The following is a 14,591-nucleotide window of genomic DNA, read 5'->3' as shown; positions in this document are numbered from 1 at the left end:
CCGTCCGGCGCTTGAGGACATTCGGGAAGGGGCGGGTAGGGGAAAAGCCCCGCGCAGCGGCACCCGCACCCCACCCCGCCCCCAGGACCCGCACAGGAGAACCCATGGACACCCCCGACCCCACCGACACCCAAGTCCTCGTCGTCGGCGCAGGCCCCACCGGCCTCCTCGCCGCATGCGAACTGCTCCGCCGCGGCATCCCCACCCGCATCATCGACCGCGCCCAGGCGCCCATGACCGTCCCCAAGGCCCTGTCCCTCTGGCCGAGGGTGCTGGACATCCTGGAGGACCTGGGCGTCGCGGACGAGGTCCGCGAAGCCTCCGTGCCCATCCGCGCGTTCAGTTACTTCTCCGAGCGCCGCCCCCTCGCCTCCTTCACGTTCGCCGACGACCTCGCCGCCCGGCAGCTGCCGCAGCCGGAGACGGAGCGGATCCTCACCGAGCGGCTGCGGTCGCTGGGCGGGAAGATCGAGCGCGGGGTGCGGCTGCTGGCCCTGGACGACGTGGACTTCTCCGGGCGGATCGACGCCACGGACGGGGTCACCGCGATCCTGGAGCACGGCGCCGGGCAGGGGCCCGTGGAGCGGGTGCGGACGGCGTTCGTGATCGGCGCCGACGGGGCGAGCAGCTCGGTGCGCGGCCAGCTCGGCATCGGCTTCCAGGGCACCACCTACGAGATGGCGTTCGCGCTGGTCGACGCCCGTATCGACGGCCATCTGCCGGAGGACGAGATCCTCTACTACCAGGCCGCCGGCGGCACCCTGGTCGTCGTCCCGCAGCCGGAGGGCGTGCACCGCTTCCTGTCGGTCATGCCGGACGGGGGCCGTGAGGTGAGCGTGCCGATGATGCAGGCGATCCTCGACGAGCGCGGGCCGCGCGGTGTGCGGATCACCGAGCCGGTGTGGCAGACGGTGTTCCGGGTGCACGCGCGACGGGCCGTGGACTTCCAGCGCGGCCGGGTCTTCCTCATGGGCGACGCGGCGCACGTGCACAGTCCCGCGGGCGGTCAGGGCATGAACAACGGCCTCCAGGACGCGCACAACCTCGCCTGGAAGCTCGCCGCCGTCATCCGCGGCGAGTCCCCGTCCTCGCTGCTCGGCACCTACGGGCCGGAGCGCTCGGAGTCGACGCGGCGGATCGTCCGGGACACCGACATCCAGACGCGGGCGTGGATGTTCAACGGCCCGCTGCAAGTACGGGCCCGGGACGCGGCGTTCCGCTTCCTGGACCGGACGAACACGGTGTCGCGGTTCTACACCCCTGTGATGGCGGGCCGCCGGCTGGCCTACGAGCCCGAGCGCGAGACCCAGCGGCCGGGCGGGCTGACCGCCTGCCGGCTGCGGGAGCGGCTGCCCGGCGGGGCGAAGGTCGGCGGGACGTTCCCGCGCCGGGCCGCGCTCTCGGCCGGACTCGCGGGCCCCGGGGCGGACCCGGGCGGCTGGGTCCTCGCCGTCCGCGAACCCGGCAGGGGAAAGGCCGCCGAATGGCGGACGGAGATCGGGCACATCGCGGCCCGGTGGCCGCAGTTGCGCGTGCGGCGGATACCGCGCGGGGTCGCCGCGTCGGACGCGTTCTGCGGCCGGCCGGGCTATCACCTGATCCGGCCGGACGGGCACATCGCGGCCCACGGTCACCAGGACGATCTCGACCGTCTGGAGGCCGAGCTGGCGACGGTGCTGCTGCCCCGCGCTTCCGGAATCTGACGGACCTGCTTTCCCGGGCCCCGGAACCCGGTTCACGCCATGGTCACCGGAGGCCGGGGGCGGCCTCCGGTGCTACTGAATTCCCCTGTCACGCAGTCATTTTGCAGCGCCGATTCTCGCTATAGCATCTTTTTCATGCGAATGAGCGAGGGTGTGGAATGGGCCATGCACACCTGCCTGAACCTGGCCTGGGTCGGCCCGGACAGAGCCGTGCCCGCGGCCAGGCTCGCCGCGTTCTACGACCTGCCGCCGGCCTACTTGGGCAAACAGCTCCAGTCCCTGGTCCAGGCCGACATCGCCTCCTCCAGCCCCGGCCCCCGTGGCGGCTTCCGGCTGGCCCGTGAGCCCGAGACCATCACGCTCATGGACATCGTGACCGCGATCGAAGGCCCGGAGAAGGCGTTCCGCTGCTCCGAGATCCGCCGCAGGGGCCCGCAGAACGAGGTGTCGGCGGGCTCGCTGGACCACCCCTGCCACGTCTCGTGGGCCATGCGCGAGGCCGAGCTGGCCTGGCGCCGCCAGCTCGCGTCGAAGACGCTCGCCGACGTCCAGAAGACGGTGCTGCGCACGTCCCCGGCGGTGCCGGAACGGACCCGCCGCTGGTTCGCCGAGCAATGAACCGGTGATTCCGGTGAGGTGGGCCGGTGGTTCGCCCGGGTGCGGGCGGGGCCCGCCCCTCAGGGCTTCCAGGCCAGCATCTGGTCCACCGGCGCCGGCAGCTCCCGGTTCAGCAGCGAGCGCAGCAGCGGGTACGGCTTCGCGTCGCCCGCCAGCACCCCGCCCAGCAGCGTCCTTCCGTCCTCCGCGAGGACCAGCTTCGCGTACGTGCCGCCCGCCGGGTCCGCCTCGACGTACTCGATCGCGCCCGGTGTCGTGGCGTGCGCGTCGCCGATGCTCGCGACGTCGACGCCGAGCAGCTTCAGCTTGGTGGACATGTCGGCGCCGTCGAAGACGGAGTCCGTGTCCCCGGCCGCGAGGAGCTGTTCCACGACGACCTTGGCCATCTGGTAGCCGGGGGTCGCGAGGCCGTAGCAACGGCCCTCCACGGCGGCGCACTCGCCGACCGCCCAGACGCGGTCGTCCTCGGTGCGCAGCCGGTTGTCGACGAGGAAGCCGCCGCGGTCGGCGCGGCGGAGACCGGCCTGCCCGGCGAGGTCGTCGCGGGGGCGGACGCCTGCGGAGAAGACCACCAGCTCCGTCTCGATCAGGGTGCCGTCCGCGAGCCGGACGCCCGCGACGGAGCCGTCCGGGCCCGCCTCGACGGTCTCGGTGACGGCCGAGCAGTGGACCTCCACACCGAGTTCCCGGATCATGCGGGCCAGCACGTCGCCGCCGCCCTGATCCAGCTGAACGGCCATCAGGCGCGGGGCCATCTCCACGACATGGACCTTCATCCCCAGCTTGCGCAGGGCCCCCGCCGCCTCCAGGCCGAGCAGCCCGCCGCCGATGACGACACCGGGCCGGCCCTCGGCGCCCTCGGCGGCCGCGCGTATCGCGTCGAGGTCGTCGAGGGTGCGGTAGACGAAGCAGCCGGGCAGGTCGTGGCCCGGTACGGGCGGGACGAACGGCCGGGAGCCGGTGGCCAGGACCAGCGCGTCGTAGCCGACGACGGAGCCGTCCGAGGTCTTCACCGTGCGGGAGTCGCGGTCGATCGCGACGGCCGGGGTGGACAGGCGCAGGTCGAGGCGCGGGTCCTCAAGGAAGTCGGGCCGGGCGAGGGAGAGGGCGCTCGCGGCCCGGCCGCCCAGATAGGTGGAGAGGGCCACGCGGTTGTACGCGGGCCGGCTCTCCTCCGCGAGGACGGTCACCCGCCATTCGCCGGCGGTGTCCTGGGCGAGGACGTCGGTGGCGACGCGGTGGCCGATCATGCCGTGGCCGACGATGACAAGGGTGCGGGTCATGGGGTGCGTACCTCGGTGCAGAGCGCTCTTACGGTCGGGGTGCAGGATCCGCAACCGGTGGTGGCGCGGGTGGCGGTGGCGAGGGCGGGCAGGTCTCGGGCGCCGGTGCGGATCGCGGCGGTCAGGGCGGCTTTTGTGACGTTGTTGCACCGGCAGACTACGGCTTCGTCCGGGAGTTCGACAGGGCCGGCTTCGGTGGGCGGGGCGCCGAGCAGCAGCGCGAGCCGGTCCGCGGGGACGGGCAGGCCGTGGTCGTGGAGCCGGGTGACGGCCGCGATGGCCCGGGGCAGCCCGACCAGGGTGGCGGAAGTCAACATTCCGTTACGGAGGTGGAGTTCGGCGAAGCGGCCCCGCGCCGGGTCCGAGAACATCACCCGCCGGTCGTCCTCGTGGGCCCGGCCCAGGGTGACGAGGTCCAGGCCCGGCACGCGGGGCCGCACCACGTCCCGGGTGCCCCGGTAGCCGCCGCGCCCGGTGGCCAGGAGCTCCGCGAGCGCGTCGGCCTGGTCCCAGGCGTTGGTGTGGGTGCCCGGCGAGGCGCCCGGATGCTCCGCGCAGTCGCCGACGGCGTGGACGTACGGATCGCTGGTGCGCAGCGCGTCGTCGACGACGACGCCCGTGCGCACGACGAGTCCGGCCGTACGGGCGAGCGCGGTGTCCGGTGTGACGCCGGCGCACTGCACCACGGTCTCCGCGGACAGCAGCCGGCCGTCGCGCAGCCGCAGCTTGCCGTGCTCCCGGCCGGTGACCTCGGCCTCCGGCTCCAGCTCCACGCCGAGGCCGGTGAGCCGGTCCGCCAGCAGCCGCCCGGCCGCGGGCGGCAGCCGGTCCGCCATCGGGTACGGGCCGGGGTGCGCCAGCGCGACCCCGCGCCCCGCGCGCCGCAGGGCCGCCGCCGTCTCCACGCCGAGCACCCCGCCGCCGACGACGGTGACGTGCCCGGGGCCGAGCCGCGCGCAGTCGGCGAGGGTACGCAGCACGCCCGCGCCCGCCAGCGGCTCCCGCGGCCGCGCGCCCGTGGCGAGGACGAGCGTCGTGTACCCGTACTCCCCGCCGTCGTCCGTCCGCACCGTGCGCCGCCGGGGGTCGACGGCGACGGCCGTGGTGCCCGTACGGACGACGGTGCCCTCGGGGAGCGGCGGCAGCGCGAGGTCGCCGGGGGCGAGCGCGCCGTCGAGGACGGAGGTGAGCAGCGCCCGGTGGTAGGCGGGCCCGGCCTCGGCGCCCAGCACGGTCACGGGCCCGGGGTGCCCGAGTTCGTGAAGCCGCTGGACGAGCCGGTGCGCGGCGGGTCCGTGCCCGACGACGAGGATGCCGGGGGAGGGGGGCGTGTCCTTGGTGCGGACTTGTCCGCCACGCTGTACGTCACGGGACGCGACCGCCGACCGGGAGCCGCCCGCGGCCGGCCCCACGGTCTCTTCGGCCTCGGCCCCCGCCTCGTCTTTGGCCCCGGTCTCGGCCCCGGCCCTGGCCCCGGCCTCGTTTTTGGCCCCGGTCTCGGCCCCGGCAGAGGCCCTGGCTCCGGCCTCGGCCACGGTCCTGGACTCAGCCTCGGCAGCGGCTTCGACTCCGGCTTCGGCTCCGATTCCGGCTTCGGGCCTGGCCCCGGCAGTGGCTCCGGCTCCTGCCCGGGCAGCGGCTCCGGCGCCCGTCCTGGCCGCGGCAGCGGCTCCGGCCCCGGCCGCTCCCCGTGTTCCGGCCCCGCCCACCACGTGGGTGCGGTCCGTCCCCGTCATGTCCTCCATGCCGTCCCGCACGGCGGCACCTCCCGTCGTACCCGTCGTCGTACCGCGCGGCCACGTCCCCGGCGGCTCCCGGCCGGGGCCGCCCCCTGTCGTCACGGTGTGCCGCACGGCTCTACGCGCACCGCGCACACCTTGAACTCCGGCATCCCGCTGCGCGGGTCCAGCGCGTCGCTCGTCAGCAGATTCGCCCGGCCCTCGGCCGGGAAGTGGAACGGCAGGAACACCGTGTCCGTGCGCAGCGTCCCCACCAGCCGTACGCGCGCGAGCGTGCTGCCCCGCGCCGAGCTGATCCGGGCCAGTGCGCCCTCGTCCAGCCCCGCCCGGCGCGCGGTGTCGGGGTGGATCTCTACATACGCCTCCGGGGCCGCCGCGGTCAGTTCGGGCACCCGGCGGGTCTGCGCGCCCGACTGGTAGTGGGCGGGCGACCGGCCCGTCGTGGCGTACAGCGGGAAGCGCCCGCCGGGGCTCTCCGCCGCGTCGCGGTGCTCGACGGCGGCGAAGCGGGCCCGTCCGTCGGGGTGCGCGAAGCGGTCGAGGAACAGCCTTGGCGTGCCCGGGTGTTCCTCGGCGGGGCAGGGCCAGTGCAGCGCCTCGCCGGCGTCCAGCCGGTCGTAGCTGATGCCCGCGTAGTCCGCGCGGCCGCCGCGCGAGGCGCGCCGCAGTTCCTCGAAGACGGTCCGGGGCGCACTGGGGAAACGATCTGCCGGCTGTCCCAGCCGTACCGCGAGGCCCTGGAGCACCTCCAGGTCGGTGCGGACCCCGGTGGGCGGGGGCAGCGCCCGGCGGCGCCGCAGCACCCGCCCCTCCAGGTTCGTCATCGTGCCCTCCTCCTCGGCCCACTGGGTGACCGGCAGGACGACATCGGCCGTGCGGGCCGTCTCGGACGGCACGAAGTCCGCGACCACCAGGAGGTCCAGGGCGGCGAGCCGCTCGCTCACATGGCCCGCGCGCGGGGCCGAGACGGCCGGGTTGGACCCGAAGACCAGCAGCGCCTTCGGGCCGTCCGGCGTGCCGAGCGCGTCCAGCAGCTCGTACGCGCCGCGCCCGGGGCCCGGCAGGGAGTCCGCCGGTACGCCCCAGACGCCGGCGACGTGCTCGCGCGCCGCCGGGTCGGTGATCATCCGGTAGCCGGGCAGCTGGTCCGCCTTCTGGCCGTGCTCGCGGCCGCCCTGGCCGTTGCCCTGCCCGGTCAGACAGCCGTAACCGGAGCCCGGCCGGCCGGGCAGGCCCAGGGCCAGCGCGAGGTTGACGAACGCGGCGGCCGTGTCGGTGCCCTTGCTGTGCTGCTCGGCGCCGCGCCCGGTCAGGACGTACGCGCGCCCGGCCCCGGCCAGCAGGGCCACGGCCTCCCGCAGTTCGGCGACCGGCACCCCGGTGACCCGCTCGACGCGCTCGGGCCACCAGGCCATGGCCCGCTGCCGGGCGGCGTCGAAGCCGGCCGTCCGCGCGGCCACGTACGCCGTGTCCACCAGGCCCTCGACGACGGCCAGGTGCAGCAGGCCCAGGGCCAGCGCGAGGTCGGTGCCGGGGGCGGGCTGGAGATGCAGGGCGGCGCGCTCGGCGGTCGCGGTGCGGCGCGGGTCGATGACGACGAGCGCGGCCCGGCCGAGGTGGCGCATCAGGGGCGGCATCGTGTCGGCGGGGTTGGCGCCGGCGAGCAGGATGACGTCGGCGTCCCCGAGGTCGGTGACGGGGAACGGCAGGCCCCGGTCGACGCCGAACGCGGCGTTGCCGGCCGTGGCGGCGGAGGACATGCAGAAGCGGCCGTTGTAGTCGATCTGGCTGGTGCCGAGCGCGACGCGGGCGAACTTCCCCAGCAGGTACGCCTTCTCGTTGGTCAGCCCGCCGCCGCCGAAGACGCCCACGGCGTCGGGCCCGTACGCGTCCCGCAGCGCGCGGAGCCGCTCCGCGACGAGGTCGAGCGCGGTGTCCCAGCCGGTCGGTACGAGCGTCCCGGCGGCGTCCCGGACCAGCGGCGTCGTCAGCCGGTCGGGCGTGGTGAGCACGGTGGGCGCGGTCCAGCCCTTCTGGCACAACCCGCCCTGATTGACGGGAAAGTCGGGCGAGGGCCGCACCCCGGCGGCCCCACCGTCCCGGGGCGCGAGCCGGGTACCGCACTGGAGGGCGCAGTAGGGACAGTGGGTGGGGACCTCGGGCACCTCGGGCACGTCGGGCGCGGCGGGCGCGACCGTCGACGGGGAGGCGGCCGCGAACTCCGTGCCGGTGTGGGACGTGGCTTCGGCCGTGAGTCGGTCCCGGTCCGTGGTCCGGGTCTGGGACGTGGGACCGGCTCCGGGTCGGGTCCGGGTGGCGTGTTCGGCCCCGGGTCCGGTCGTCGGCCGGGGGGTGGCCGTGGCTTCCGTGCCGGTGTGGGGCGCGGTTTCGGCCGTGAGTCGGTCCCGGTCCGTGGTCCGGGTCTGGGACGTGGGACCGGCTCCGGGTCGGGTCCGGGTGGCGTGTTCGGCCCCGGGTCCGGTCGTCGGCCGGGGGGTGGCCGTGGCTTCCGTGCCGGTGTGGGACGTGGCTTCGGCCGTGAGTCGGTCCCGGTCCGTGGTCCGGGTCTGGGACGTGGGACCGGCTCCGGGCCGGGTCCGGGTGGCGTGTTCGGCCCCGGGTCCGGTCGTCGGCCGGGGGGTGGCCGTGGCTTCCGTGCCGGTGTGGGGCGCGGTTTCGGCCGTGAGCCCGTCCCGGCCCGTGGTCAGGGCCTCGGGCGTGAGCCCGGACCCGGGCGCGGTCGTCGGCCGTGCGGCGCCCGCGGCCTCCGGGCCGGGCCCGGGCCCGTGCCCGGGCCCCGCAGGGGCCCTACGCACGGGACGCCTCCAGCGCCGTCCGCGTCTCCGCCCGTTCCCTGCGGAGGTACACCGCCCACGTCACCACCACGCAGCCCGCGTAGAACGCGAGGAACGCCCAGAACGCCGGGACGCCCGAACCGCCGCCCGCCGGGCCGCCGTAGGACGCCCGGAAGACGAGGTTGATCGCCACGCCGCCCAGCGCACCCACCGCCCCCGCGATGCCGATCACCGCGCCCGAGAGCCGCCGCGCCCCCGCGAGGCCCGTGCCGGAGCGCTCGGCCTGCTGGGCGAAGACGGCCGGGATCATCTTGTACGTCGAGCCGTTGCCGACGCCGCTGAGCACGAACAGGCCCGTGAACCCGGCCACGAACAGCCCGAACGAGCCGGCCTCCGAGGCGATCAGCAGCACCGCCGTGCCCGCGCCCATCCCGGCGAAGCTCCACAGCGTCACCCGCGCCCCGCCCCAGCGGTCGGCCAGCTTGCCGCCCGAGGGCCGGGCCACCGAGCCCAGCAGGGGCCCGAGGAAGGTGTACGAGGCGGCCTCCAGCGGGGTGGAGCCGAACTGGGTCTGGAGCACCAGGCCGAAGGCGAACCCGTAGCCGATGAACGAGCCGAACGTGCCGATGTAGAGGAACGAGATCCACCACGTGTGCGCGTGGCGCAGCGCCTCGCGCTGCGCGCCCGGCTCGGTGCGCACCGCCTCCAGGTTGTCCATCCGGAGCGCGGCCAGCAGGGACACCAGCACGATGAGCGGCAGGTAGAGGGAGGCGACGTACGCGGGGTGCGTGTCGCCGGCCGTGGCGATGACGAGCAGGCCGAGGAGCTGGACGGCCGCGACGCCGAGGTTGCCGCCGCCCGCGTTGAGGCCGAGCGCCCAGCCCTGGTGGCGCTGGGGGTAGAAGCTCGTGATGTTGGTCATCGAGGAGGCGAAGTTCCCGCCGCCGACGCCGGCCGTGGCCGCGATGAGGAGGAAGACCCACAGGGGTGTCCCCGGCCTGTGGACGAAGTACGCGGCGAGGGAGGTGGGGACGAGCAGGATCGCGGAGGCGAAGACCGTCCAGTTGCGGCCGCCGAAGCGGGTGACCGCGTAGCTGTAGGGCAGCCGCAGCAGCGAGCCGACCAGGGTCGGGGTGACCACCAGCAGGAACTTCTCGCCGGGGCTGAAACCGAGGCCGATGGCCGGTGACATGAAGAGCACCAGGACCGACCACATGCTCCACACGGAGAAGCCGATGTGCTCGGAGACGACCGACAGGACGAGGTTGCGGCGGGCGACGCGTTTGCCGTCGCGCTCCCAGAAGTCCGTGTCCTCGGGGTCCCAGTGGGTGATCCATTCGGTGGTGCGCGCGGTCATGGTCGCAGTGCCCGGTCCGTCAGGGCGCCGGCGGCGCCGGTGTAGTCGGCCGGGTCGCACAGGGCGGTCAGCTCCGCCTCCGTGCACCGGCCCTTGAGCTCCGGGGCGTCGGCGAGGACCGCGTGGAGCGGCCTGCCGGACCGGTCGGCCTCCGTGGAGGCGGCCGTCAGCAGCGCCTTCGCGGTGGTCTTGCCGAGGTGCGGGGCGAGGACGGCGGCCAGCCGTTCGGAGACGATCCGGGCTCCGGTGAGCCCGAGGTTCTCGCGCATCCGGCCGGTGTGGACCGTGAGGCCCTCGGTCAGCTCGACGGCGGTGTGGGCGGCGCCCCCGGTCAGCCGCAGGGCCTCGCGGAGGAACTGCCACTCGGCCTGCCAGACGCCCGCCGCGCGCTCGTCCTCGCTGAGCAGGCTCTGGGTGAGCCCGGCGGCCAGGTGCGGGACCTGGAGCGCCGCGCTGCGCACCAGCGTGGCGAGGACGGGGTTCCGCTTCTGCGGCATGGCGGAGGAGGCGCCCCGCCCGGCGGGGGCCGGCTCGCCGAGTTCGGCTATCTCGGTGCGGGTGAGCGTCAGCACATCCGTCGCGATCTTGCCGAGGGCGCCGGTGGTGAAGGACAGGGCGGCCGCCAGGTCGGCGAGCGGGGCGCGCAGGGTGTGCCAGGGGAGCGCGGGCCGGGCGAGACCGGTCTCGTCGGCGTAGGCGGCCGTGAGCCGGCCGGGGTAGCCGGGGTCGTCGGTGCCTTCGAGGCGGGCGTAGGCGAGGTACCCGGCGAGGGTCCCGGCGGCGCCGCCCAGGGAGACCGGCAGGTTCCGGCGTACGTGCTCGACGCGGCGGCCCGCGTCCAGGACCAGCTGCCGCCAGCCCGCGGCCTTGAGCCCGAAGGTGGTGGGGACCGCGTGCAGGCCGAGCGTCCGCCCGGCCATCAGGGTGTCGCGATGCCGGTCGGCGAGGTGCGCGAGGGCCTTGGCGATACGGGTGAGGTCGGCGCGCAGCAGGCCCAGGGCGCGGTGGGCGACGAGCATGGTGGCGGTGTCGAGGATGTCCTGGCTGGTGGAGCCGCGGTGGACGTACTCGGCCGCCTGCGGGTCCTGCTCGGCGACGTGCAGGGTGAGCGCCTTGACGAGGCCGACGACCGGGTTGGCGGTCTCCCGTGCCGCCAGGGCGAGGGCGCGCAGGTCGAGGTGGTCGGCGCGGGCGGCCCGGGTGATGGAGTCGGCCGCGGTCCCGGGCACGGTGCCCAGCCGGGCCTGGGCCCTGGCCAGGGCGGCCTCGGCGTCGAGCATGGCCTGGAGCCACGCCCGGTCGCCGGTCTCCGCCTCGACGGGCGTGCCCGCCCGCACGGGGGAGAGGAGCCCGCTGTCGGTGAGCGGGTCCCGGGCCTCTCCCACGGGCCCGGCGGCCGCCGCGGCCGCCACCGGGGTGGCGGCCGCGGCGGTGCCGGCGGAGGGCTCCGGAACCGGAGCCTCTCCGCCCGTGCCGGGTGTCCGGCCGGTCATACGATCACGCCCGTGAGCTCCGCGTCCGTGACCTCGTGGCGCAGGGCGTGGGGGATGTGGGCGACGGGTGGGAGGGTGAGGACGGCGCGGGCGATGGCGTCGGAGTCGCCGAGGGTGACGGAGTCGACTCCGGGACGGATGCCGGCCGCGGTCACCCAGTGCACGGCTTCGGTCGGCACGCCGTAGGCGAACCGTCGAGGATGGACATGGCCTCTCCCGTCGATCACGTGGTACGGCCGCTCGGTGACCGCGAGACCGCCCGTCTCATAACTCGTACCCGACGCCGCGTCGATACGGAAAGTCGTGATCTGGTCAGTGTTCAACAAGTGCCGCAGCAACGGATCCGCGGTACGCCGCAGGTCAGGCTCGGGAAGCCGGGCCTCGATCAGCGTGCGCGCCCGTACCGGAGCCCCGGGCACCGCCGTGGAGGTCGCCACGAACGCGGGATCCGCGGTGTCGATACGCACCACCGTCCCCGGCCCGGTCACCTCCAGCACCCCGGCCTCGATCAGCGCGATCATCTCCTCGATCCGCGACGCGGGCGGACCGATCGACAAGAACGCGTTCAGCGGGGTGTACCAGCCCTCCAGGTCGTCACGGTGCGAGGTGCCCTCCAGACCACCGTGGTCGACCGCGAGACGGATCTCGTTGCGCAGATCCCGCATCACGTCCAGCGCCGCCTTCAGCGGCCCGCTGACATTGCCCGCGCGGGCCGCCCGCACGTCCTCCGCCAGATACCCCAGCAGCCACGCGTGGAACTCCCCGCGACCGGCGAACTCCCGCTCCCCGTACGGGCGCGAGAGCCGCTCCCAGCTCCACCGCGCGTCCCCGCCGATCCCGAACGCCTCCAGCAGCCCCGCCCGCTCCTCCTCCGACTCCAGAGCCAGGAACCTGCCCGCGAACGGCTCCGCCTCCCCACCACGCCCCAGGGAGCGCAGCAGAGTGGCGTAGTAGACGCTCTCCACCTCACGGGAGATCAACGGCCACAGGTCGGTACCGAAGCGCACCTGCTCGCCGCACTCCGCGCGGTCGCGCAGGCCCGCGATGTACTCGGCCGTCAGCAGCTTCGGGAAATAACGGCCGTATGCACCCTTCTCGTTCTCACCGCGTGCGTGATAAGGGATGCCGCGCCGGGAGAAGGCGTAGAGCTTCGGCTCCCGGCCGGAGGGGTGGTAGACCAGCTTCCCGTTCTCGCCGTCCTCGCGGGTGAACGTCCCGCCCCGGCCGGCCGTGAAGAGTGCCATGTGGTCGAAGAAGTTCAGGCCCAGACCGCGCAGCAGGACCGGCTCGCCGCCCCGGACGCCGCTCAGGTCCAGATCGGCGGGGTTGGCGGGGGTGACGTAGTCGAGGTGGTGGATACGGGCCAGGCTCGACGTCCGGGCCTCGCGCGGCGAGAGGTGGGCCGGTACATGGCCCAGCGCCATCACGATCGCGTCCAGCTGGTTCAGCCGGGTGCCGTCCTCCAGCCGGATGCCCTGGGGGCCGCCGGGCACCCCCTCGGTGTCGGCCATGGCGACCGCGCGCGAGCGGTGCACCCGCACCGTGACGTGCCCGGGCGCGCGCGCCACGACCTGGAGGAAGCTGTCGTGGAGGTAGCGGCCGTAGAACGCCCGGGTGGGGTAGGTGTCCGGGCCCAGCCGGCGGGCCTCGGCGAGCGTCTCCTCGTCGTGGTCCGGGGCCTGCCCGGCGTCGGCGAGGGCGGCGAGGCCGCGCGCCCACTCGTACAGGCTCGGCCCCGGCTCGATCGGGCCCTCGATCCGGGCGCTGTCGTCCGTGTACACCGTGATCTGCGACGACACCGTGTTCATCAGCAGCTCACGCGACTGGTCACTGCGCCACACGGTGCCCGCGCCGGGCGCCGACGGATCGACGACATGCACCGTGACGGCCGCATGCGTGGGCGCGACACGCTCGTTGGCGCACAGCCGCTCCAGGACGGACAGGCCGCGCGGGCCGACGCCGACGACGCAGATCTCTATGTGGTTGCCGGTCATGAGGGGGAGCCGTTCCTCGTCTTCAGCAGGCGGGCGAGTTCAAGACGCTTGATCTTGGTGGTGGCGGTGTGCGGCAGGTCCTCCAGCCGCCACTGCACGGGGTCCGCCATGGGGGAGAGCCCCTCGACGGCGCGCTGCCAGGCCAGGGGGTCCAGCGGCTTGTCGTCCTTGGTGCACACCACCGGCACGGCCCGGCCGTCCTCGCCCGGCACGATGATGGCCTCGACGAGCTCCGGCAGGCGGGCGAAGAGGGTGTCCTCCACGGCCAGGGTGCTCTCGATGCCGGGGATCACGTCGACCTCGCGGTCGAGCAGGTGCAGACAGCCCTGCTTGGTGCGGTAGCCGACGTCTCCCATGGCCCACCACTCGCCGTCGGCCTGCTTCTCCCACCGCGCGTGCTCGCCCAGATAGGTGATGATCCGGCCGTCGCTGCGGACCTCGATGTTGCCGGGGGAGGTGCGGGAGGGCGGATTGCCGTCGCGGCTGAGGACGCGGACGCCCGTCATCCCGGGGAAGGGCATGCCCACACAGCGGCCGTCGGCCTCGGCGCCGCGGTCCCTGGTGTACGTCCGGGCGGCGATCGGCCCGACCTCGCTCTGCCCGTACGCCTGGGCGAACAGCGGGTTGCTGCGGCGCGACGCGCTCAGCAGCCGGTGCACGGTCCGGGGGTGGATGGCGTCGAAGGTGCTGCTGAAGTACTTGACGTTGGCCAGCGGGGCGCGCGGGTCGTCGACCAGCTCCTCCCAGCGCATAAAGGAGTTGGGGTGCGCCTCGATGAACCCGGGGGGCGCCTGGGCGAAGATCTCGCCCACGGAGACCGGGTCGTCGTCGGCCAGCACGATCAGCGGGTGGCCCTGGAGGACGGCGATCGGCATGGCCGTGAACATCCGGGAGTGCACGAACGACACGTGCACGGCCAGCGGTTCGCGCTTGCTGACCAGCGAGACGACGGTCGCCTGCGGGCGGTAGCGCGCCTGGAACGTGGCACCGGTGTGCACGGCCAGCTTCGGCGTCCCGGTCGTCCCGGAGGTGTGGGTGATCAGCGTCGGGTGCTCCGGCGGCATGGGCACCGGGGCGACCCGGGGGGCGCCGGCCAGGGTGTCCAGCCCGGTGGCGCCCTCGTGGGTGCCGGTGGTGAGCAGCACCTGCTCCGAGAGCCCGAAGACCGTCTCGGGCAGGTCCTTCTCCAGCTTGGCCTGGTCGGTGACCAGGTGCGGCCGGTTCACCCGGCGCAGCAGCTCCGCGACCGTGTCGCCGTCGAGCTTCGAGGACAGCAGCACGGGGATGGCGCCGATCCGCGCCACCGCGCAGGCCAGCAGGGTGATGTCGAAGCCGTCCGTCTTGTGGACGACGACGTGCTCGCCGGTGCGGACCCGGGCGGCCCAGAGCCGTGAGGCGAAGTCGTCGATCAGGTCCGCGATCTCCGTCAGCGTGGCGCGGCGGCCGAGCTGCGGGGCGATGTCGAGGGTGTGGTCGAGGAGGACCAGATTCGCCGGGTGCTTCGCGGCCGCCCGGTCGAAGAGCGTGCCCAGCCGAATTCCCTTATTTCCGATGCGTTGCAGAAACATGTACCCGCTATCCCGCTCGTAGCTGCCATGAAAACCGGCCG

9 protein-coding genes are annotated in these 14,591 nt (G+C 74.5%); 2 read left to right on the top strand and 7 right to left on the bottom strand.

From position 1 onward, the window contains the following. Positions 1–104: 104 nt before the first annotated feature. Both AF335_RS12010 and AF335_RS12005 read left to right on the top strand, forming a co-directional pair. Positions 105–1,703, top strand: a complete 1,599-nt coding sequence (locus AF335_RS12010) for an FAD-dependent monooxygenase (RefSeq protein ID WP_102918312.1) — start codon at positions 105–107, stop codon at positions 1,701–1,703. Between the two features lie 141 nt (positions 1,704–1,844). Then, entirely contained in the window at positions 1,845–2,321 is a 477-nt protein-coding gene (locus AF335_RS12005; RefSeq protein WP_184744054.1) for an RrF2 family transcriptional regulator, read from the top strand. Positions 2,322–2,380: 59 nt separating this feature from the next. Here the strand turns inward: AF335_RS12005 and AF335_RS12000 are convergent, their stop codons facing one another. From AF335_RS12000 to AF335_RS11970, 7 genes are all read right to left on the bottom strand, one after another. After that, positions 2,381–3,604 carry an NAD(P)/FAD-dependent oxidoreductase gene (locus AF335_RS12000; RefSeq protein WP_102918310.1) on the bottom strand — a complete coding sequence of 408 codons (1,224 nt, stop codon included), beginning with the start codon at positions 3,602–3,604 and terminating at the stop codon, positions 2,381–2,383. Beyond that, positions 3,601–5,139, bottom strand: a complete 1,539-nt coding sequence (locus tag AF335_RS11995; protein ID WP_244926998.1) for an FAD-dependent oxidoreductase — start codon at positions 5,137–5,139, stop codon at positions 3,601–3,603. Before AF335_RS11995 ends, AF335_RS12000 begins: the two co-directional genes overlap by 4 nt. Positions 5,140–5,441: 302 nt before the next feature. Further along, positions 5,442–7,517, bottom strand: a complete 2,076-nt coding sequence (locus AF335_RS11990) for a molybdopterin oxidoreductase family protein (protein ID WP_102918748.1) — start codon at positions 7,515–7,517, stop codon at positions 5,442–5,444. A gap of 634 nt (positions 7,518–8,151) precedes the next feature. Further along, the gene (locus AF335_RS11985; protein WP_102918309.1) at positions 8,152–9,495 is read right to left on the bottom strand and encodes a nitrate/nitrite transporter; all 1,344 of its coding nucleotides are present in this window, start codon (positions 9,493–9,495) and stop codon (positions 8,152–8,154) included. Beyond that, positions 9,492–10,988: a nitrosuccinate lyase gene (locus AF335_RS11980; RefSeq protein ID WP_102918308.1), complete on the bottom strand. Its 1,497-nt coding sequence runs from the start codon at positions 10,986–10,988 to the stop codon at positions 9,492–9,494. Before AF335_RS11980 ends, AF335_RS11985 begins: the two co-directional genes overlap by 4 nt. Next, positions 10,985–12,982 (bottom strand): FAD/NAD(P)-binding protein, encoded by a 1,998-nt coding sequence (locus tag AF335_RS11975; RefSeq protein ID WP_102918307.1) that lies wholly within the window; start codon positions 12,980–12,982, stop codon positions 10,985–10,987. The genes AF335_RS11980 and AF335_RS11975 overlap by 4 nt, the downstream gene beginning before the upstream one ends. Further along, the gene (locus AF335_RS11970; RefSeq protein WP_102918306.1) at positions 12,979–14,550 is read right to left on the bottom strand and encodes a class I adenylate-forming enzyme family protein; all 1,572 of its coding nucleotides are present in this window, start codon (positions 14,548–14,550) and stop codon (positions 12,979–12,981) included. Before AF335_RS11970 ends, AF335_RS11975 begins: the two co-directional genes overlap by 4 nt. Positions 14,551–14,591 lie beyond the last annotated feature (41 nt).

This window comes from Streptomyces eurocidicus (assembly GCF_002891295.1).
Classification (GTDB): domain Bacteria; phylum Actinomycetota; class Actinomycetes; order Streptomycetales; family Streptomycetaceae; genus Streptomyces; species Streptomyces eurocidicus.
The sequence above is the reverse complement of the archived record's forward strand: the minus strand, read 5'-3'. Positions and strand labels throughout refer to the sequence as shown.

What these genes read in the sequence shown, in the direction of transcription:
- AF335_RS12010 (WP_102918312.1), top strand. Translation starts at nt 105, where the DNA reads ATGGACACCCCCGACCCCACCGACACCCAAGTCCTCGTCGTCGGCGCA.
- AF335_RS12005 (WP_184744054.1), top strand. Translation starts at nt 1,845, where the DNA reads ATGAGCGAGGGTGTGGAATGGGCCATGCACACCTGCCTGAACCTGGCC.
- AF335_RS12000 (WP_102918310.1), bottom strand. Translation starts at nt 3,604, where the DNA reads ATGACCCGCACCCTTGTCATCGTCGGCCACGGCATGATCGGCCACCGC.
- AF335_RS11985 (WP_102918309.1), bottom strand. Translation starts at nt 9,495, where the DNA reads ATGACCGCGCGCACCACCGAATGGATCACCCACTGGGACCCCGAGGAC.
- AF335_RS11980 (WP_102918308.1), bottom strand. Translation starts at nt 10,988, where the DNA reads ATGACCGGCCGGACACCCGGCACGGGCGGAGAGGCTCCGGTTCCGGAG.
- AF335_RS11975 (WP_102918307.1), bottom strand. Translation starts at nt 12,982, where the DNA reads ATGACCGGCAACCACATAGAGATCTGCGTCGTCGGCGTCGGCCCGCGC.
- AF335_RS11970 (WP_102918306.1), bottom strand. Translation starts at nt 14,550, where the DNA reads ATGTTTCTGCAACGCATCGGAAATAAGGGAATTCGGCTGGGCACGCTC.